At 61.9% G+C, this 19,877-nt stretch carries 17 protein-coding genes; 10 read left to right on the top strand and 7 right to left on the bottom strand.

Features of this window, described 5'->3' with window-relative positions; all coding sequences use genetic code 11:
- Nucleotides 1-930 (top strand): NAD(P)/FAD-dependent oxidoreductase, encoded by a 930-nt coding sequence (locus tag ACQKIE_RS04670; protein ID WP_427456269.1) that lies wholly within the window; start codon nucleotides 1-3, stop codon nucleotides 928-930.
- Nucleotides 927-1,598 (top strand): class I SAM-dependent methyltransferase, encoded by a 672-nt coding sequence (locus tag ACQKIE_RS04675; protein ID WP_427456271.1) that lies wholly within the window; start codon nucleotides 927-929, stop codon nucleotides 1,596-1,598. The genes ACQKIE_RS04670 and ACQKIE_RS04675 overlap by 4 nt, the downstream gene beginning before the upstream one ends.
- Here the strand turns inward: ACQKIE_RS04675 and ACQKIE_RS04680 are convergent.
- The 5 genes from ACQKIE_RS04680 to ACQKIE_RS04700 all read right to left on the bottom strand — a co-directional run bounded on the left by ACQKIE_RS04680 (nucleotide 1,553) and on the right by ACQKIE_RS04700 (nucleotide 7,882).
- The gene (locus tag ACQKIE_RS04680; RefSeq protein WP_427456273.1) at nucleotides 1,553-2,350 is read right to left on the bottom strand and encodes an alpha/beta fold hydrolase; all 798 of its coding nucleotides are present in this window, start codon (nucleotides 2,348-2,350) and stop codon (nucleotides 1,553-1,555) included. The two genes, ACQKIE_RS04675 and ACQKIE_RS04680, sit on opposite strands and share 46 nt — an antisense overlap.
- A gap of 50 nt (nucleotides 2,351-2,400) precedes the next feature.
- Complete coding sequence (locus ACQKIE_RS04685) at nucleotides 2,401-3,081, bottom strand: type 1 glutamine amidotransferase domain-containing protein (RefSeq protein WP_427456275.1); 681 nt, start codon at nucleotides 3,079-3,081, stop codon at nucleotides 2,401-2,403.
- 91 nt (nucleotides 3,082-3,172) lie between these two features.
- Nucleotides 3,173-3,781: a TetR/AcrR family transcriptional regulator gene (locus ACQKIE_RS04690; protein ID WP_427456277.1), complete on the bottom strand. Its 609-nt coding sequence runs from the start codon at nucleotides 3,779-3,781 to the stop codon at nucleotides 3,173-3,175.
- Nucleotides 3,782-3,950: 169 nt separating this feature from the next.
- Nucleotides 3,951-5,159, bottom strand: a complete 1,209-nt coding sequence (locus tag ACQKIE_RS04695) for an alpha-galactosidase (protein WP_427456279.1) — start codon at nucleotides 5,157-5,159, stop codon at nucleotides 3,951-3,953.
- Between the two features lie 23 nt (nucleotides 5,160-5,182).
- A complete protein-coding gene (locus tag ACQKIE_RS04700) occupies nucleotides 5,183-7,882 on the bottom strand; it encodes a TonB-dependent receptor (RefSeq protein ID WP_427456282.1) in 2,700 nt (899 codons plus the stop codon).
- Nucleotides 7,883-8,350: 468 nt separating this feature from the next.
- On the opposite strand from ACQKIE_RS04700, the gene ACQKIE_RS04705 reads away from it, so the two are divergent.
- The 3 genes from ACQKIE_RS04705 to ACQKIE_RS04715 all read left to right on the top strand — a co-directional run bounded on the left by ACQKIE_RS04705 (nucleotide 8,351) and on the right by ACQKIE_RS04715 (nucleotide 12,469).
- Complete coding sequence (locus ACQKIE_RS04705; RefSeq protein ID WP_427456284.1) at nucleotides 8,351-9,385, top strand: DUF5996 family protein; 1,035 nt, start codon at nucleotides 8,351-8,353, stop codon at nucleotides 9,383-9,385.
- 50 nt (nucleotides 9,386-9,435) lie between these two features.
- Nucleotides 9,436-10,020 carry a cytochrome b gene (locus ACQKIE_RS04710; RefSeq protein ID WP_427456286.1) on the top strand — a complete coding sequence of 195 codons (585 nt, stop codon included), beginning with the start codon at nucleotides 9,436-9,438 and terminating at the stop codon, nucleotides 10,018-10,020.
- A gap of 1,015 nt (nucleotides 10,021-11,035) precedes the next feature.
- Entirely contained in the window at nucleotides 11,036-12,469 is a 1,434-nt protein-coding gene (locus ACQKIE_RS04715) for a hypothetical protein (RefSeq protein ID WP_427456288.1), read from the top strand.
- 81 nt (nucleotides 12,470-12,550) lie between these two features.
- Here ACQKIE_RS04715 and ACQKIE_RS04720 read toward each other — a convergent pair whose 3' ends face one another.
- Entirely contained in the window at nucleotides 12,551-12,787 is a 237-nt protein-coding gene (locus ACQKIE_RS04720) for a hypothetical protein (RefSeq protein ID WP_427456290.1), read from the bottom strand.
- Nucleotides 12,788-13,004: 217 nt separating this feature from the next.
- Nucleotides 13,005-13,241: a hypothetical protein gene (locus ACQKIE_RS04725; protein ID WP_427456292.1), complete on the bottom strand. Its 237-nt coding sequence runs from the start codon at nucleotides 13,239-13,241 to the stop codon at nucleotides 13,005-13,007.
- 213 nt (nucleotides 13,242-13,454) lie between these two features.
- On the opposite strand from ACQKIE_RS04725, the gene ACQKIE_RS04730 reads away from it, so the two are divergent.
- The 5 genes from ACQKIE_RS04730 (at nucleotide 13,455) to ACQKIE_RS04750 (ending at nucleotide 19,729) form a co-directional block, all read left to right on the top strand.
- On the top strand, nucleotides 13,455-14,405 hold the full coding sequence (locus ACQKIE_RS04730; protein WP_427456294.1) for a hypothetical protein: 951 nt from the start codon (nucleotides 13,455-13,457) through the stop codon (nucleotides 14,403-14,405).
- Nucleotides 14,406-14,849: 444 nt separating this feature from the next.
- Nucleotides 14,850-15,500, top strand: a complete 651-nt coding sequence (locus ACQKIE_RS04735; protein WP_427456296.1) for a hypothetical protein — start codon at nucleotides 14,850-14,852, stop codon at nucleotides 15,498-15,500.
- Between the two features lie 127 nt (nucleotides 15,501-15,627).
- On the top strand, nucleotides 15,628-16,788 hold the full coding sequence (locus tag ACQKIE_RS04740; protein WP_427456298.1) for a hypothetical protein: 1,161 nt from the start codon (nucleotides 15,628-15,630) through the stop codon (nucleotides 16,786-16,788).
- Between the two features lie 110 nt (nucleotides 16,789-16,898).
- Complete coding sequence (locus ACQKIE_RS04745) at nucleotides 16,899-19,028, top strand: ThiF family adenylyltransferase (protein WP_427456300.1); 2,130 nt, start codon at nucleotides 16,899-16,901, stop codon at nucleotides 19,026-19,028.
- Between the two features lie 14 nt (nucleotides 19,029-19,042).
- On the top strand, nucleotides 19,043-19,729 hold the full coding sequence (locus tag ACQKIE_RS04750) for a hypothetical protein (protein ID WP_427456302.1): 687 nt from the start codon (nucleotides 19,043-19,045) through the stop codon (nucleotides 19,727-19,729).
- The last annotated feature ends 148 nt before the right edge of the window (nucleotides 19,730-19,877 follow it).

The raw sequence follows: 19,877 nt of genomic DNA on the forward strand, positions 1-19,877 counted from the left end.
ATGCACTACGACACCATCATCGTCGGCGGCAGCTATTCGGGGATGGCCGCAGCCCTGCAATTAGTGCGGGCGCATAAGTCGGTGCTCGTGATCGATGCCGGCGAGCGACGCAACCGCTTCGCCCGCCAGTCGCATGGTTTCCTCGCTCAGGACGGCGCGGACGCGGCCGTGATCGCGGCTAATGCGCGACGTCAGCTGGAGGCCTATCCGACGCTGTCATGGCTGGAGGGTCGGGCCGATGCCATCGATGGCGATCTGGACCATTTCACCGTCTCGATAGCGGGAAACGAACCGCGACGAGGCCGCCGCATCCTGCTGGCGACGGGTGTATCCGATCAGTTGCCACCTATCCCTGGGTTGGTCGAACGCTGGGGCAAAGCGGTGTTTCACTGCCCTTACTGTCATGGCTACGAACTCGGCAGCGGCCGCCTCGGCGTCATCGCCACCGGCCCGATGGCGCTACATCAAGCGCAGTTCCTCACCGAGTGGGGCGAGGTGACCCTGCTGGTAAATCATGCCTTGCCACTTGGCACTGAAGACCGTGCCGATCTGGAGCGTGCCGGCGTGACGATCGAGGAGGTACCGATCGCCACGCTCGAGAACCATGCCAGTGTGCGCCTGTCGGATGGCAGGCTCTTGGATTTCGCGGGCCTCTTCGTGGCCGCCCGTTGCCTGCCATCCAGCCCCTTGGTCGAGGCGCCGGGTTGCGCGTTGGAAGACGCTCCGATGGGCATGGGCAAGCAGATCCAGATCGACGCCGAGCACAAGACCTCGGTGCCCGGCATCTTTGCGTGCGGCGACGTCGCGCGATTCCCTCATTCGGTGTCGCTCGCCGTCGCCCACGGCGCCTGGGCCGGAGCCCAGATCCATCGCTCGTTGTTCGCGTCCAAGTTCGCGCTACCCGCGCAAGAAGCAGCAGCCGTTCGATGAACGCGTTTTCCGACGAGACGCTGGTGTCGGCTTATGTGAAGAATGCCGAGCGGATGGTACCTGGCCTGCACGACCTGCCGAAGATGGCCGTCGCACTGCTGGCCGAGCGTGTGCCAGTCGATGCGCACATCCTTGTGTTGGGCGCCGGTGGCGGGCTGGAGTTGAAGGTGTTTGCCGAGGCGCAAGCTGGGTGGACCTTCAACGGCGTGGACCCGTCAGCCGAAATGCTCGCGCTGGCACGCAGGACCCTCGGACATCTTGCTTCGACCGTGAACTGGCATGAAGGCTATATCGATACGGCATCCACAGCGCTGTGCGATGGCGCCACATGCCTTCTGACGTTGCACTTCCTTACGCGGTGTGAACGCCTCGAGACGTTGAAACAGATACACCGTCGGCTCAAGCGCGGCGCCCCTCTCATCGTCATCCACCACAGCATTCCGAAGGCGGCTCCCGATCAGGATAAGTGGCTTCAGCGCAATGCTGCGTTCGCCATTGCGTCTGGCATGCCGTCGGCGCAAGCCGGGAATATTCTCGCGCTCAAGGACCGCCTTCCCATGCTCTCGCCGGAGCAGGATGTCGACCTGCTCCGCGAGGCGGGTTTTGCAGACATCGAGCTGTTCTACTGCGCCTTCACCTTCAAGGGCTGGGTGGCGTACGCCGCGTGAGTTGCAGCTTCCTCGATGAGCTTCGCGACCTCGGCTGGGTGCGAGAGGAAGGCGACGTGGCTGGAGTCGACTTCGATCGTGGTGCTACCGGCACGCTTGGCCATGAAGCGCTCGAGGTCCGGATTGACGGTGCGATCGGACTTGGCGACCAGCGCCCAGCTGGGCTTGTCCTTCCAAGCGGCCTGCGACACCGGATCGGTGAAGGCATGCACGGACGGCATCACCTGTGATGCGGCCATGAACCGTGTGACGCTGGCGGGGACATCGGCGGCGAAGTCGGCGCGCAGCTGCGCCGGCTCGATATAGAGAAAATCGTCGGCGGTCTTCTTGATGGCCTTCGTCGCGCCGGGATTCTTCTCCGTGAGCGTGGCGAGGCTTTCGCCAGCGTCGGGCTGGTAGGCCGCGATATACACGAGGCCTTTCACCTGCGGGTCGTTGCCGGCCTGCGTGATCACGGCGCCGCCGTAACTGTGGCCCACGAGGATGCTCGGGCCTTGCTGCATGTGGAGCACGCCCAAGGTTGCCTTCACGTCATCGGCGAGGGATGTCTCCGGCTGCTGGACGATGGCAACGTTGTAGCCGTCTCGCGTCAGGATATCCGCGACCGGTTTCCACCCCGAGCCATCGGCGAAGAAGCCGTGGACCAGGACGATGTTCTTGACCGGCTGCGCAGGTGCGGCGTGGGTGGCGAATGCCGACAAGGCGAGAGCGAGCGTGGCCGCGATGCGGGTACGACGGAAAGCGTTCTTCATGGGTTTCTCCTGGGAATGAAACGTAGGATGGGATGGAAGGAAGCGCGGAATCAGGCAGGGAGCTGCTTCATCAGCACGGCAGCCGCTTCGGCGGACGACGCCGGGTTCTGACCCGTGATCAGCAGGCCATCCGTGACGACGTACGAGCCCCAATCCGGACCCTTGGAATACAGGCCGCCCTTCGCCTTCAGCTCGTCCTCGACCAGGAACGGCACCACCTTCGTGAGGCCAACGCCCTCTTCCTCGGTGTTGGTGAAGCCGGTCACCTGCTTACCTTCGACCAGTGGCCTGCCATTGGCAGCCTTGACGTGGCGAAGCACGCCCGGCGCATGACAAACCAGCGCCACCGGCTTTCCTGCCTTGATGAACGACTCGATCAGCGCGATCGAACGGGCGTCTTCCGCGAGGTCCCACAGCGGGCCGTGGCCGCCCGGATAAAAGACGGTGTCGAAGTCCGACTGGGACACGCTGTCCAAACGGACGGTATTCGCCAGCTGCGCGTTGGCCGCGGCGTCGGCTTCGAAGCGGCGCGTCAGATCGGTGCGGAACGACGGCTCGTTGCTCTTCGGGTCAAGCGGCGGCTGGCCGCCCTTGGGCGAAGCCAAAACGACTTCCGCTCCCGCATCCGTGAACGCGTAGTACGGCGCGGCGAGTTCCTCGAGCCAGAAGCCCGTCTTGCGGCCGGTGTTGCCCAGCTGGTCGTGGGAGGTCAGAACGATGAGAACCTTCATGTCAGTTTCCTTTAGTGTAAGTAGACCGGTCGTCTAGTCGATCGGCGTTAAAAAAAGCACTCACGGAGTGCCTCGAACAAACCCTCCCCGCTCAGTCGGGGAGGTGCAAAATCTGTCGCGTCGTTACCATCGCCTGCTGGAACGGTGCCGTGTCACGGACGATCTTCACCATGACGCTAGCCCCCAGCCACAGCTGATACAGGCTCTGCGCCACCTCATGCGGCGGCTGGTCTATCGACACCGACCCATCCGCGACACCCGCTTCGATCGCCCGTGACATGCCTTCCACGATGCTCGCCGTACCGCGCTTCATGGCATTGCGCATCGATTCGGAGAGATCGGCAACCTCGGCGCCGAGCTTCACCGCCAGACACTTACCCTGGCAATCCTCGAACGACTGGTTGTCCTGCCACGCCTGGAAATAGTTCTCCAGCCGTTGGGAACCGGTACCGCCCGCTTGAACGAGGATGCGGTCCATGTCGCTCAGGTAATCCTCGAAATAAGCGTCGAGCATCGCCTGACCAAACGCTTCCTTCGAACCGAAGTAGTGGTAGAAGGAGCCCTTCGGGACACCCGCGGCCGCCAATACCTCGTTCAAGCCAACCGCCGAAAATCCCTTGCCGCCCATGATCCGCTGGCCGGTGGCCAGGATCTTCTCGCGGACGTCGGAGGATTCAGTAGTGGCGGCGGCTGGGCTCATGGGTAGGGACTATACACACCATTAGACCGGTCGTCTAGTCATTTCTTCAACGTCTTGGCGTGGGCGGGAGGACGGTTAATTCTGCGACGCTGCAAACTGACCCCTTGGCCCCACAGCGGCCACACTCCGGGTCGTTTGCGGGGGCAAAAGGTCACTGCGCGGAAGATTCTTACCTTGCCGTGCTGATCCGATACATCACCGTCGCATGCGGCGCCAGCGTCGCCTTGATCGACCCGTCGCCCTTCGCGTCGGTATGCGCCCAAAGGTCACGCATGGTGTAAGTCCCGCCGGCCTTCAGTCCGATCTCGGTAGGCGCCACCGTCACGTCCTTCGCCGTATCGCCTTCGTTGAACACCGCCACCGCATGGCCGCCGTCCTTGAGCGGCTTCACGATGACGTGGATGCCGTCGGCGTCGCGCACCTGTTTGCCCTGGACGCCGAGCGGATCCTGGTCGATGGCGATCACGTCCTTGTTGAGCAGGATCTTCAGCGCGTCCGGCTTGATGGAACGCAGGTCGGTACCGATGAGGAGCGGCGCCGCCATGATCGACCACAGGCTGAAGTGGCTGCGGTATTCGACGTCCGTCATGCCGCCATTGCCGACCTCGAGCATGTCCGGGTCGTTCCAATGGCCGAGGTGCGCGTACTTGTCGAGTACGACGTTCTCCTTGAAGATCTTGAGCATCGAGGCGTAGTTGTCGCTGATGTCGCCGGTGGTGCGCCAGGACCCGGCATTCACCGGCGCCTTCCCCGCCCAAAGCCATGGCTTGTTCTCGCCCCACTCGCACATGCTGAAGAAGATCTCCCGACCGCTGCTGCGCAGGGCTTCCGCCATGTCCGTATAGCGCTTGTGCGCATCGACCTTCTGGTTGTTGCAGTTGTCGTACTTGAGGTAATCCACATGCCACGAGGCGAAGGTCTTCGCGTCGTCCTTTTCGTGACCGAGGCCGCCCGGAAAGCCGCGGTTCTCCTGCAACGGCTCGCACGTGGAGGTCCCCGCGCTGGAGTAGAGACCGAACTTCAGGCCGCGCTGGTGGATATAGTCGGCCAACGCCGCGATGCCGCTCGGGAAGCGCTTCGGGTTCGGTTGCAGGTGGCCATCCTTGTCGCGCTGCCAATTCGCCCAGCAGTCGTCGATGTTCACATAGCGGTAGCCAGCGTCACGCAGTCCGAGGCTGATGAACTTGTCCGCGATGCCGCGGATCATCGCTTCGTCGAATTCCGCGCGGCAATGCGTGGAGTTCCAGTTGTTGAAGCCCATCTGCGGCAGGGCGTATGCGGTTTCTTCCGCATTCGCCGGCGCGGTGGCGAGACCCGCCGCGCCGATCAGTCCGCATAGAACCGCGCCCCGCAGCATGCCAGACAGCGTATCGCTCATCGTTACTCCTCGTGACGGTGTCATCAGAACGTTCCCCGCAGGCCCACTGTGTAAACGGTGCCGTCCGCTTCGGCGTACAGGAAGCGATTGCGGTACACCGAGTAGTCGTAAAGGTGCTCGTGGGTCAGGTTGGTACCGGACACGAAGACCGACAGGTGCTTGTCCACCGCGTAGCTCGCGCTCAGGTCCACCTGGCCGTAGTCACTACGCGTGGCCGGCTGGGCGCCCGCACCGTACGAAAGGCTCTCCAGGTACTTGCCGCGCCAGTTATACGCGACGCGGACCTGCACCGGACCCTTCTCGTAGTACAGGCTTGCATTGGCCGAATCACCGATACCCGGTACCGCGAACTTACCCGATGCCGCGATGATGCCCGGGCTCAGGTTCGTGCTGCTCTTCACGTGCGTGTAGTTGAGCGCCATGCCCAGGCCGTTGAACGGCTCGGGCAGCAAGTGCGTGAACTGGTAATTGAACGTCAGCTCCTCGCCGTAGATGTTCGAGGAGTTCAGGTTGATCGGCTGGGTGAGCGACCAGATGAACGGCTGTCCGGTGTTCTGGTCGGTCAGGAACGGCACCGGCGTGCTCACCAGGGTGCTGAAGTTGCTGACCTTCTTGTAGAAGCCTTCCAATGCGATGTAGCTGGCGTCGTCGATGTACCACTCCAGGCCCATGTCGTAGTTGCGCGAGGTATACGGCTGGAGCTGCGGGTTGCCCTGCGAAATGGTCAGCGAGTTCGGGCGTGTGCCGAAACTCTTGTTGTAGTACAGGTTGTTCAACGCCGGCGGCGTCAGCGTTTTCGACCACGAGAAGCGGTAGATCAGGTTGTCCAGCAGGTTCCACTTGAAATTCAGCGACGGCATCCACTTGTGGTAACCACCGTTGGCCGACTGCGGTGCCAGCGGACCATAAGTCACCTGACCATTGCTGGTGTCGTTCGGGTCGACGCGATACGCGATGGGCGGCTGATTGACCGCCGTGGAGGTCGAGGCCACGTGGAGGTACCGGAGGCCCACGTCGACGGTCCAGGGCATGTTCCACATGTTGCCCTCGAAGACGGCCCTGGTGAAGAACGCCTTCTCCTTCTCGCCCACGTTGTTGTAGCTGCCCGGGTTGGGTATGGCATCGAACGTGCCTCCGTTCGCAGCCAGGCCCGCAAGCAAGGCATCGCGCTTCTCGGGGGACAGCTGGTTGTAGGCCGCCGGCGACGCCAGCCAGCTGAGGTAGGCGCGCGGATCGTACTGGATCCATTCCGCGGGAAGGCCCGGGGATGACACGCCGCTGATCTTCGGCGGCGCCTTGTAGACATAGGCACCGATCGCGTCCGCCGGTACGTCGACGGAATAGCCGCAATAGGCATTGCACAGGATGCTGTTCGGCGTGCCCCAGCTCACCGACTTCACCCACTCGTTGGTGTACTGCACGCCGGCCTGCAGCCGCGCGAGCACGCCGTCGTTGAAGGACTTGTCCAGCTTCAACTGATAGTTGTTGACCTTGTTGGTCACGTTGTTGCCGGAACCGGCGTTACAACAGTGCGCCGTGAGGTTATCCATGTTGGTGGGCGAGAGGATGTTCGAATAGCTCGGCGGCCGGCTGTCGCCGCCGTTGGTCCACGTCGGATTGGTGCCGAAGTTCTTCGCACCGACCACGAGGAAGTACCCGTTCGGGCTCTCCTTGTTCCAGGCCTTGGAACTGGATACGTCGAGGCTCAGCTTGGTCGATTCGTCGATGTCGAAACCGAGGTTGAGGCCGTTCTGGTAGCTCTTTTCATAGCTGGGCGCGTACGACGCCACATAGTCGTTCGCCATGACGTTAGGGCCTTCGCCCTTGCGTACGAAGTTGAGCACCGTGTTGTTGGGGTCGGTCGTCAACGACTGGATGTCGCCCGTGTTCCCGTACTCGCCGAACTCGTGCTCGATCGAATCGACCTTATAGGCCGAGTACAAGGTGTCGAACTGGACGGTCAGGCGGTCGATCGGCTTCCAGTCGATGGCGCCGCTGACGCCCTTGCGGGTGCGCGTCTCGTCCAGCACGTTGCTCGCCAGGGTCTCCGGCACCGCCACATTGGTGTAGTTCGGGTTGCTCAGGCCGGACAACTTCGAGATGTCCTGGCCGGCGTACCACGAACTGGCCTGTGTGTTGAGCTGGGTGTCCTTCCGCTTGTAGTACCAGGCCGATCCCATGAAGCCGAACGTGTGGTCCGCGTTCGTCCAGCCGAACAGTCCCGACGCCTTGGGCGTGGTCTTGCCCTTCCAGTCGCCAGTGAGGTTGCTGTTGACGCCGGCGGCACTCCACGCGCCGTGGTAGCCGCTGAAGTCGAGCGGTCGCGCGGTCTGGATGTCCACCACGCCGCCGATGTCGACTTCCGAGATATCCGCGGACGAGGTCTTGTTGACCTGGGCAACGCTGATGATTTCCGAGGGCAGCACGTCGAAGTTGAAGGCGCGCGTGCCGGAGGCTGTCGCCATCGGCCGCCCGTTGATGGTGACAGCGACGAACTCGGGTCCGAAGCCGCGGATGGCGATCTGGCTGGACTCGCCACCGCTGCGGTTGACGGAAACGCCGGGGACGCGCTGCAGGGCGTCGGCGACGTTGGGATCGGGGAACTTGCCCGCTTCTTCGGCGGAGATGGAATCGACGACGTTGACCGCGTCCTGCTTGATCGCCTGCGCTCTCTGGAGCGCCGCCAGCTGGCCGGTCACGGCCACGGCCCCCAACTCGGTCACTTTCTTATCTTCGGTGCCCGCGGCGGCCGGCTTGGCCGGCGGGGCAGACGTACCGGCCGGAGCCGGGTCTGGAGCTGTGGCCGTCGCTGTCTGCGCTAAACCTGGTGCCCCGTACCCCACCATCCACGCGACACCCATTGCCACAACCAATTTCGTTAGCTGCATGGCTACCCTCCCCGACTTTGTGGAAAACTCCGATGAGCCCACACGGCTGCCGCCCGACGCTCATCGGCACCCTTCCCCACGAAGGCGCCACAAAGCTTCGTAACCCCCCGGTCCGCAGCTGCCGCACTTTTGTACGACTTATTCATCGTTGCCTATGTTCAAGCACCGCCACAAGCTGCGGCGCAGCATGGCAAGATCATGCGGCGCGGGGTCGGTTGATTTTGTCTTACAAAACGGCTTTGCCTGAAGCGGAACCGCGTGAGACGCGTGTGACTTGGATCACGGTTGGGCAACTTGGCGGCTATGCTGCCGGACGTGCGGCAGATGCAGGTCGTTCGCTCGAATCGCTGGCCCGCTGACCCATTTGGTGCTATGACGAACAGGTCGATGCTTTCGTCCAAGGGCTCATGGCCCGTGGAGGTAACCATGTCCGCACCTGCGCCGCTTTCGCCCTGGCCTGCCCTGGATTACCCGACCTTCGTCGAGACCCAGCACTTGCTGCACATGGGTCTTCAGGCCATCGGCAAGCTGAAACTCCACGAGCCCTTCCAGCCCCAGTGGGCGGGCGTCGCCTTGTGGCTGACCGCTCGCGGCTTGACCGCGGGCCCGCTGACGAGCCACGACCGCACCTTTGAAGTGCAGGTCGACTTCGTATCGCATGAGGTCAGCTGTGCGACCAACGACGGCCGGCAGGACCGCTTTGGACTGGCAGCCATGTCGGTGGCCCATTTCGTCAAGGCCCTCCTCGGGATGCTGCGGCGTGTTGGCATCGCTACCCGGATTACCATGCTGCCGCAGGAAGTCAGCGACCGCACACCCTTCGACCGTGATGACCAGGTACGTGCTTACGATGCGTCCATGGCCAACACCTGGTGGCGCATCCTGCTCCGCACGCAGCACGTCATGCGGACGTTCGAAGGGACATTCGAGGGAAAGACACAACCGATCGGCCTGATGTGGGGCACCTTCGACATCCGCATGGCGCTTTACAACGGTAAGCCGGCTACACCCGCACCCGACTCGGACTTCATTCGACGCAACGCCATGAATGCGGAACTCATCGAGGTCGGCTGGTGGTCCGGCAGCGAGGCCTACCCAAAGCCGGCTTTCTACGCCTTCGCCTATCCGCAGCCTCCGGGTATCGAGCACGCTTCGATCCTGCCGTCGGCGGCGCGTTGGGACAGCGCGATGGGCGAGTTCATCCTGGACTACGACAGGTTGGTGGCGTCCGAACGGCCCGACCATGATCTTCTGGCCTTCATTCGGACGACCTACGAGGCCGGGGCACGCTCGGCCGGCTGGGACGCTTCCCTCATTGGTTCAGGGCGGCCGACTTAGGCGCCTCCGACGCCGCGGTAACCAAACGGCTCGCACGGAGCACACATGACATGCTTCCGAATGCCGATTTGCACGAATCCACTCCTGAGCGTTACGACCGCCCCACCATCGTCATGCATTGGCTCATGACCCTCCTGGTGATCGTGCAATGGACCATCGGCCGCACCACAGGGCTGCTCCCGAGAGGGCCGCTGCGCGTGGATATCTGGTCGGTGCACGTGCTCCTTGGCGTCAGCATCGCGCTGGTACTCGTGGCACGTATCGTCTGGCGACTGCGGCGCGGAAGGCGCTTGCCAGGCGTCGGAACGGCGCTGGAACGTGCAGCCGCGAGCATTGTTCATATCGGCTTATATGTCGTGCTGGCGGTCGTGGTCGTGTTGGGCTTCGCCAACACGTATGTTCATGGGTTCCCGTTGTTCAATGTGCTTACGCTGCCGGGCAAGCAGGACTTGGCGACGATCCTTCGGGTGAACAACTGGCATGGTTTTGCTGCCAATGTACTTGCTGTGTTGATACTCCTGCATACGGTGGCGGCCTTGTTTCACCATTATGTGAGACGCGATGGGGTTCTACGGCGCATGGGGCGACATCCCGAAGCTGCGACGCAGCATGACAAGCCTGACCTTAGTCCCTAGATTTATTTGTCCCACAAATTGTGGCAGCGGGGCGTCTGGGACCAATGGCGAAAGCGGAGCATGTCGACCCCATGGATCGGCGCCGATTCCTCCGGCTTGCCGGAGCGCTCGGGTCCGCGCTGCCTTGGCTTACCCTCCCCCCATTTCTCGGTGGTTTATCCCGCTTTTGATGGAACGCCACTGGACATCGGCGCCTTTCGCACCCTTGCACCGTCTAATGCACCGATCCGATGGGCGAAGCCCGGCGCTTGCATGCAACGCATGCTAAGTGTGCACGCAACCCTTCGGCGGCCGGCGTGCTCGAGGCCAGTGACCGGCGTATCGAACAGCGCGGCCAAAACGTGCGCTTCGCCGACTTCGGCTAAGGTATGAAACACCGCGCTGCCACCTACGATTTGGCGCGCCCTTTCTTAGCCCGAGCCGCTGCCCGGAGATGACATGGACACCGAGTTTGACAAAAGCTTCTTCGTCATCGTGCGAGAGAACGACCAGGAAATCATTGGATCTGCCTCTAACCGGAACAGGCTGAAGCCATGCGCCTGGACGCCCAGCGCGCCTCCGGCGAGGCTCACCGCACCTTGGCTGCGACGCAAGAGCTTGCTGAGAACTTCAGCGACTGGGCTTGGCGAGTGACCGTTGTGAGCGAGGCGGCCAGGAAACGGAACTCGCCATCGTGGATCGGTGATTGGCGACGCCGAGACGAAAAGCCCGGCTTTCGCCGGGCTCGTGGTCACTTCTTCTTTTTGTCCGGGCGTTGACTCAATGCCGACCCGGCCGCTGATTTTGAGTCATTCGAAGTGGGACCCGTTCTTCAGCACCTTGCTCGCCGATGATCCCGCATTCTTACCCGTGTGTTCCCGTTAGTAAGGACGGACTCCAGTCTTAAACACGGCAGCTGAGTTATTGAACGGCGAGGTCGCGAAGGCTTCGGCACCTACGCCGTGTCGAGGGCTGGCCTAGCGCACCCGTCTCGCGACATCATCTGCCATCTAGACGGATGACAGGGACAAAGATTTTGAAGAAGACCGATGAAAGGCTCCAACTCGGCAAGAGCTACCAGTTCGGCGTTGTGGTTAAGGATAACGGCACCTCATTCGCTGGCAACCTTAGCTTGAGTCCCGAAGGATGCTCACTCGTGGTCCGGGGCGATGCGTTCGAAGGTCGCACTTCGACGCTGGATTGGTATGAGATCGACGAACTCCAGTGCACCTCGTTTGAAGGAACCTTCGTTCTTCGGGGGTTAACAGGAATGGGCGGGAGCAGCCGCACGCTTGAACGTCACCCACTGGCCATCAATCACTTCGAAATACAATACGCCGTGGCGCAGGTCATCTTCGGTCGCGGGCACATCGCCAGTCCGAACAAATATCGAGGCTTCGAGATCAGCTCGCCCTCCATTGCTCAATGGATAGGCTCCACTACCACACAGCACCGTATCGTCGCGGCGTCCGAACGCAACACACTCTTCTCAGACGATGCACCGCCCAACGCCGAGTTCGAAGTCGACGTGCCCGGCGTGGGGAACATGAGTGTGACCTACCAGCTCAGCATGGGGTATCTGAAGGATTTCTCAGTGGGCGTTCATTTTCCGCCCGTCGTTTCAGTGATCTTCGATGCCTCAAAATCCGCCGCGGAGACCATTTCCACCATCCAGGAAATTGAGACACTGCTGTCGTTCTTGTTTGGTTATCCGTTGGCGGCAGAACAGATCCACCTCATCACGCGGGACCGTGGCTTCAATCTGTCGTCCTTATATGTCGCCCGAAAAGATCAGGACATAGTTGGAGCGGAACACCGCTACCCTTTGTTCCCCCTGGGACACAACCTCAGTTACGACCAGTTGGGGTTGCCGCCGCTGCCGATTGAAGTCTTTCCAAACTACTTGGGCCTCCCTGACGGAAGCCGGGCATTCTTAAAGAAGTATCTTCGATACCGCCAGCTGGCTAACCCGGAAGAGCGCTTTCTGGGCTTCTTCCGGCTGCTTGAAAAGCTCTGCTACCAGAGCGAATCCTTTCTCCCAACCGAGCCATTGCAGAATCTGCTGAATCGAGCGACGCCTTTTCTCGTCAGGCATTTCAACGACAAGAAGAATGTAACGAGTCTCCTCAAGCGAATGTATAGACTCAATCAGTTTAAGCTCGACACCGCCGGCTGCATCAGGCGGTTCATGGTTGACATGCCCGCAGCAACACTCAAACTGTGGCGATACGGACCGGATGACCTACAGGCGATTTGCAAGCTGAGGAACGACTTGACGCATGCCAATGAGCTTGAGCCTGATACCGACGACATCGAGACGAAAGCCAAATTCATTGAAGTCCTTCTCGTTGTTCGGCTCCTCGTCCATGTTGGCGTTTCGCTGGCGAACGCGTCGGCCATCAGCGCGCGCCTCTATCGCCACAATCTCATCGAGAAACCTGTCGAAACGCCGCTGACCGAGATGGGCTGATACCCCCAAACTTTTCAGCACAACTGAAAAACTGCGGCGACTGGCCTGTGCGGCCGTCCCGGCTACCTCCATCTTCCAAGATTACTTATTGTGAATCGCATATACGGCCAGTTGCCATTGGATGGCGCCCATTGCGGCCGAATGTTGTGGGTGTCCCTGGGGCGGCAGCACATGACCTTGGGCGATACCGATCTCGTGACCACACTTGTTACACCGATAGATGCCCGCATGGGGGGCGCTAATGCCCGGAGCATATAACTTGTCGTATTCCGGGCTGTTGTTCTTGATGATAAATGCCGGGTTTTTATAGCCTGCCATATGTGCCTCTCTGAGGTTGTATTGGACCCAGTTAAACGGACAGAGGTCTCAAGCGACGTGGCCGCAATCGGAACCATGGTGGACGCGGCGCTGCTAAACCCCCGATTCAGTCCGCCGCCTGGCAAGGAAACCGTCTGCATGCGCTGGCTCGGCGTTCCTTCTTGCCATGGAGAAGGGGGCGCGCCACTTGCGCATGTCGGCGTCCATGCTCCCACGCTCACTGGTTGTGCATGGCAAACGGGGCCAGTTGCCATCGGATCGGACCCAGACTGACCGGGTGCTGCGGGTGGCCCTGGGGCGGCAAGGTGTGCCCTTGGGCAATGCCAATCTCGTGCCCACAGGCGGTGCAGCAATAGATCCCCGCGACGGGTGCCGCACTGCCCGGCGACCACGCCGTGTCGTAGGCGGCGGCGTCCTGCTTGGTCAAAAATCCCAGGTAATTGTATCCGGCCATCGAAGTCCCCTGTCATGGCGTGATGGATCGGGCAACCCGGTGCAGCGGACTCTTTATGCGGCGCTTTGCCTGCTGCTGACAAGTGCTGCATCATCGGCTCAACGTCGTAGGCATATCCCTACATAAAATCGGCCGCATCCGAACCGCGTGTCGCGCACGCGCGCGCTGCTACGGGTGGATAGAATGAAGCACGCCGTGGATAGGAGGTTGGGAATGGCTGCGCCTTGGGAAGACACTATCGTGATGGCATTGCGCGATGCGCAATGGTTGAAAGACGAACCTGGCTCCGTGCCACACCTTCCCCCCATGTTCGTCAAGCTCGATGGCACCACCGAGCAGAGCCTGGGTGACCTGATCTACCAAGCCGGCGAGCGCTTCTACCTGTTCGAGGTCAAGTCGGCGGCGGCGGCGATTGCGTCCGAATGGAACAAAACCGTCGACGGAAAGCCGCGACCCAAGCTGGCCTATCGAACGTTGTCCCGTTTGGCCCGCGCCGTCGCGACGCCCCGCCCTTCCATCGAAGACCACGAGGCGTTCTGGACCTCGCTGCGCTGCCATCATTTGGTCTACTGGTCGGACGCCATGTTCAACATTGACGATACGATGGGCAACATCCTCGTCGAGCCTTACATCGGTGCTTGCGTCCGTCGCGGTGCACCGCGCGGGACCGGGCCTCTTGAGATGCCTTCCCTGGCGATCCAGACGGCTGTGGACGGCGCTACGAATGACCTGCTGGTGGCCCCCATGGCTCCGCTGTCCGCCGTGCGAGCGCAGCAGGCCACGGTGCTCATTCACGACGGCCAAGGCGGGCTCAATCCTGCCCACATGGCCGCGTTCGGTGAGGACCTGGAACGTTTCCGCGCCTATCTTCAGTTCCTTGTAAAGGCGGGCGGCGCTGGGGATGGCGCCATCCATGCTGTGATCTGCTCGGACCGTGGCCGATTCACCAAGCTGATCTCCTCGGTTGATCAGTTGGCCCGCGAACTTCGTCCAACGTCAAGCGCGGATCCCAAGCCACCGCAGGTGCTCAAACGAAACGTTTACCCACGGCCCTCGCTCGTATCAAGCATGGCCCATCGGAGCGCACCTGCAGTTCGGCCGGCGTTCCCCGATTTCTCCCCACCCGCTCCGCGGCCTCGCCCGCTCACGCCCGGCCGGCCTTAATCCTCAAGCCCCCAATCGGGAAACGGGGGCCGGACTCCGGGCGCAAGATCGCCTACAGGGATGCCCAAGCTGTCGAAGCGACCACCGGCATCGTCGCCCTGACCCGGATCGGCGTCGTCGGTAAACACCTCGTTCGATGGGTGATGCACCGTTTGCGCTTCGGCATATTGTCGTAGGGTCAGCTCGGCCAAATCGGCCCGCGACCGCGCGCTCAATGGAGGCTCACTGTCGAGCGCACACAGGTGGGCCCGCAGCCAGGCCTGGGCGGGCACGGGAACGAAGACAGGTTGGGCAACGGTCGGTCCATGGGCACTCCGAGCAGCAGGCGGGCGCACCTTAGGCCGAAATCACCAGCCGTCAAGCGCTCACGGGATCTCGGTGGTGGAATCTCATAACGTGAGATGGCTCCCCCGCAAGCTGCCGCCACCATCTACAGGGGCTTGCATGATGTCCGAATCTCCCACTCGTCCGGCGCTGACTCGCCTGATCAAACGCCACTTCCTGCTGGCCAATGCGGTTATCACCGCTACGGTGAGTGTTCTGGCCTGGTTCGCCTCGGGTCAAGCGAGCGTCGTAGCGCTTGCGTCGGCGCGGGAACAAGTGAATGGCTTGACCACGAACGCGGCCGGCCTGCGTGCCGATCGCGCTGAGGATCGCGTCGATTTGGACCGGCTTCGCACCGCCGAAGCCGATCTGCGTGAAAGCTATGCCTCCTGCCAACAGGCACGCGTCACCCTCACCGCTCAAGTTCAACCTTTACCGGAGTTGAAGAGCCAACTGGCCGACGCGCAACGTCAGGTGGCCCAGCTGACATCCGACGCCGCTCTCGCACGCATGGCGGGCGGCCTCTTGCGTGACGAAACGGCACTGAATGAGCAGATCCGGAATCACATGACGATGGCGTCGTTCAATGCGGAGCACCCGACCGACGGGTCCGACGATCCCGTTGCGCGACAGCTCATTGTGCAGCGCCAAGACCTCACTGCCCACATTAACATCCTCCTCGGCGTCCGGCCCGATGTTCTCTCCCCAGCGCCCGGGAGGGGCGCAGCTGCGCGCGTCCCGGTCAACGAATCGACACCCGACGTCTTCTGAACCACTCAGTCTCACTAAAGCAAGAGATTAGGCACATGTGGTGTCTTTACTTCGTAGAAACCCCCACATATAGTTATGTCTAGCACTCCAATCTAGAGAGTGCCAACTTTTGGAGAGGCACATTCTCATGGCAGCCCAGCAGCACAAGATTGTGTTTTACCCGGTCGGAAATGGCGATACGACGCACATCATCCTTGCCAATGGTCGCCGCATCCTGCTCGATTTTCGTCACTGTTCGGATGCTGAAAAAGGCGAGCGTCCCGAGATCGATTTGAAGAAGCGTCTGAAGGATGAACTCGACGCGGCCGAGCGCGATTCGTTGGATGTGGTGGCCTTTACCCATGCGGACGCCGATCACATCCAGGGCAGCACCGAGTTCTTCGAGTTGCGCCACGCCAAGAAATATCACGGTGACGGCCGCATCAAGATCAATGAGCTCTGGGTGCCTGCGGCAATGCTGCTGGAAGTCGCCGACCGTGACCATCAGCAGGAGGAATTCGTGCTGTGGCGCCAGGAAGCGCGTCATCGGCTTCTTGAAGGCGAGGGAATTCGCGTCTTCTCCCAGCCGCAGGTGCTGATGGACTGGCTGGAGCCGTTGTTGGAGCAGCGCGGCGAGCCGGCCGAGGCGCGCGACCATTTGTTCGTGGACGCCGGCACGGTCGTGCCGGGCTTCTCACTGGACGACGATGCCGTAGAGTTCTTCTGCCACTCGCCGTTCATTGAGCACTGCGAGGGCGGTGATCAGATCCGCAACGAAGCGGCATTGGTTTTCAACATCCGATTCGTAGCGGGAGGGGAACGCTTCGACTACCTGGAGGTGGGTGACGCGAACTGGGAAGCGATGAAGGAGATCGTGGATATCACCGACTTCCATGGCAATAATGACCGGCTAGAGTGGGATCTGTTCAACATCCCGCACCATCTCAGCTACACGGCGTTGGGGCCGGACAAAGGCGACAAGGAAACGAAACCTGAAGAAAGTGTGGAGAAGCTTCTGCGCATGGGTAAGCCCGATGCCTACATCGTCAGCTGCAGCAAGGCGTGCCCGGACGTTAAGAAAGCTTATGACCAGATCCAGCCGCCGCACATCCAGGCTCGCCACACCTACGAGCGCTATTTGGAAGAGGTCGGTGGCCGCAAGTTTCTGGTCACGGGTGAGGAACCGAACGCGAACAAGCCCCAGCCCATCGAGTTCGAAATCACGGCAGACGGCCTGAGTTGGAACCGCGTGGCGACCGTGGCAGCGGCTCAGGTTTTGTCGAGCAAGCCACCGCGCGCCGGATCGTGACGTTCTTCGCGCTCCCGCGTGCGACCACCTTGCCGGGCCCGGAGGCGCTCACGCACCCTCGGGCCCGCGAAATTTTCGAAGCGACCCATCGCTTACCGGACGTCGAGGTCGTGGAACTGCTCCAGCAGACCCGCCAGGATGGTGTCATCCTGGAAACCATCGTGGTGGACCTCTGCTGCGATCGCGTCCCGTCGCGAAACACCGTCGGGATCCGTTACCGCGAACGGTTGGGGCTGAGGGTCTCGCCTAATCTGGGCAGCCTGCCCGAAGTTTTCGCGTTGCGTCGCTCGTTTCCGCTGCTGATCCACACCAATCACGTCGATGCCGACCATCCGGTCCATCTGTGCCTCTACTTTGACTCGGCGCGGGCGGTGTTGCGCACCTGGACGGCGGCGGGATTTGTGCATCGCATCCGATGGTGGCTCGAACAAGCGGCTCGGGGGGAGCTTCACCCTGCAGATCAACCGCTGGAGCAGCTGTTCTTCGACTCCCCCCACGACCTGATCCTGCCGTGGAACATAGATGACCTTCGCAACGCCGGCACGCCTCTTTATGCAAGCCACGACGGGCCGCGTGGGGATGGTGGCTACACGATCGTCCTTCGCCCCTCGGGCCCGGCGGCTCCGCAGCATCAACATGCCCGTCTCGTTGATCTGGAGTTGCCAGCGATTGTCCACGGGTTGGTTGAGCGCGATCCAAGCACCGTCGAGAACCTGCGTGAGCTTCTGGCCCGCCGCGGTGTGGACCTGATTGCGCATTTGAAGGACGCGCTGAGCGGGATCGCCGGGGAACAAGGGGCCAGTGGAGATCAGGATGACTCCATGGTCGTCCTGCTTCTGCGCGTGCCGATGAAACTCACCGAAGACGCAGCCCCATCCGCGATGGCTCATCGGGGCTACCTCCTCTTTCACGGCGGCCTGGCGATCGGCGGTGCGGTCGGCGCGCTGTTCAAACTAGGAGGCCTCTACTATTCCTCCGTCGGGGTCGAAACGCCGGTCGATGCTGGGGCCATGCGCGAGATGTTGTTATTCCCGATGAACGTGCTTCGCCGCAATCAGCCTGCGGACGCGCGCCGACAAGCGGGTATCGCCGAGGAGGGCCCCTCGGGCGTCGTGGTGGGAGCGGGGTCGCTCGGAAGCGCCCTGCTGAACATCTGGGGACGCGAGGGCTGGGGGCGCTGGACGGCGGTGGACAAAGACCATATCCGACCGCACAACCTCTCCCGCCACACGGCGAACGCCCACCACGTCGGGCAGATGAAGGCCAAGATCGTCGCGCAACTCCACGACCAGGTGATGCTGGGCGCCAACACCATCACGCCGATCGTGGCCGATGTCGTTGAACGCCCCAATGAGGTCCTTGCCCTGCTGACGCATACCGAGTTGGTCGTCGACGCTTCCACGACGTTGGAGTTTCCCCGAAGCATCAGCACAGTGGACGGCGTAGCACGGCACATGTCGGTTTTTGTGACCCCGGCCGGCAACGCGTCGGTGCTTTTGGCCGAGGATGCGGATCGCCGCGTGCGCCTGCGCACCCTGGAAGCCCAGTATTATCGAGCGTTGATCACCCAAGAGTGGGGCGCGACGCACCTCCCGCAGGAGCCAGGTGCGTTCTGGAGCGGCGGCAGTTGCCGTGACTTGTCCCTAGTATTGCCCTACTCCCACATCCTTGCACATGCCGCGACGCTCGCCGAGCAGATCCCGTCGGCGCGTGCGGACGCCGAAGCGCGCATCCGCATCTGGCAGCGCGACGCAGCCACCGGCGCCGTCGTGACCCATAACATCCCGGCCTTCCCGGAGCGGCAGCTGCGACTCGGCGACGCTCAACTTTCCCTTGACGAAGGGCTGGTGGCGCACCTTCACAGCATGCGCATTGATGCCCTGCCGAATGAAACTGGCGGTGTGCTACTCGGCTATTACGATTTCAATATCCAAGCCGTGGTGGTCGTGGCGGCCTTGCCGGCGCCACCCGATAGCATGGCAACGCCCCATTCGTTCGAACGGGGCACCGACGGCGTGGTCGAAGCAGTTCAACAAGCCACCCAACGAACGGCCGGCGTGGTCGGCTACCTCGGAGAGTGGCACAGCCATCCGACAGGACATGGCGCAAGGGCCAGCCGCGATGATCTGATCCAACTCACACACCTGGCACTAGGGATGTCGGCGGATGGCTTGCCGGCGGTCCAGCTGATCGTCGGCGACCATGGGGACTTGCAGGTGCTGCAAGCCCGTGTGGTGTGACCAAGGACCCTCGTATGTCGGAATCGAAACCCGCCGCAATGCTCAAGCCGCGCACCCTGCCTTGGTTGGTCGCAGCACTCGTCCTGGATGTTCTCCTGCTGGCGCTTGCCACGTTCCCCCAGGCGATGACCCGCCTTACCCCGGAGGCGGCGCTCAGCTGGCGCGGCGCACTCGCCGCATTGCTGCCGCTTCCCGCGTTGGTGCTGACCGCAATACCGAGCGGCCGCTGGAAATATGTGCTGGTGTTCTGGCGATGGAGTGATCCGTTACCAGCGTGCCGTGCATTCTCGGTCCACGCGCCGGCCGATCCCCGTATCGACCTGGATCAACTGCGCCGGCACGTGGGGACATTTCCAACCGAGCCACGCGCTCAGAACACACGCTGGTATGCGCTCTACAAAGACGTGGAATCCGAGCCGTCTGTCGCCGAAAGCCAGCGTTCGTTCTTGCTTTTCCGCGACCTGGCGACCCTTTCGGCGCTCCTGTTGGTTGTGGTGCCAGCGCTGTTCTGGTGGTGGGTCCACAACGCGCCGGGCGCGAAGGCTTCCGCGCTGCTGTTTCTGGTCCAGTATCTAGGGGCTGCCTTGGCCGCTCGCGCCACAGCCATACGGTTTGTCCGCAACGTGCTGGCTATCCATAGTGCGCGGAAGGTAGCGCGCGGGGCTCCGCGAAAAGCACGAGCGCCGAAGGATACGCCTTAACTTATAGCGTTCCGCCGCATCCATCGTTCTTGACTAGTGTTCCACGAGGCGTGATTGCTCTGTCCACGAAGGCCGGTTTGAGCCCGTCGAAACGACGCCTCAGGCCCTCACCTTAAGAGGTGGTAGCACAGACGCTTACGCTTTGTCT

The sequence above is a fragment of the Luteibacter sp. NPDC031894 genome (genome assembly GCF_050273135.1).
Classification (GTDB): Bacteria; Pseudomonadota; Gammaproteobacteria; order Xanthomonadales; family Rhodanobacteraceae; genus Luteibacter.